Annotated in this window: 2 pseudogenes; both read left to right on the forward strand. The window is 43.1% G+C overall.

Annotated elements, in window-relative coordinates:
* A pseudogene (locus ACNQ0T_RS23530) lies at positions 1 to 142 on the forward strand (aspartate carbamoyltransferase regulatory subunit); the annotation flags it as partial.
* Between the two features lie 32 nt (positions 143 to 174).
* A pseudogene (locus ACNQ0T_RS23535) lies at positions 175 to 320 on the forward strand (reactive intermediate/imine deaminase); the annotation flags it as partial.

Raw genomic sequence — 320 nt, forward strand, 5'->3', positions numbered from 1 at the left:
GTGCCCAAACAGCAACTGTATTAGCAATAATGAGCCGGTTTCTAGCAGTTTCCGCATTAAAAAACGCGCGAAACATGTGGCATTAACCTGCAAATTCTGTGAAAAAGAGTTCGATAGAGACGCCGTGATCAATAATCAGTAAGGTATTTAGGCGTAGACTGCGTCTTTGTGTGGATGCCGTTCCATGTCTATAATAGCGTCCAAACCCTTTTTTACGTGATAAACGGAGAAATTATGTCATACGAAATCAGCACCGAAAATGCACCAGCCGCTATTGGTCCTTACGTTCAAGGCGTCGATTTAGGCAGTATGGTTATGAC

The sequence above is a fragment of the Enterobacter cloacae complex sp.6700776 genome (genome assembly GCF_048284255.1).
In the GTDB taxonomy this organism is placed as follows: Bacteria; Pseudomonadota; Gammaproteobacteria; order Enterobacterales; family Enterobacteriaceae; genus Enterobacter; species Enterobacter intestinihominis.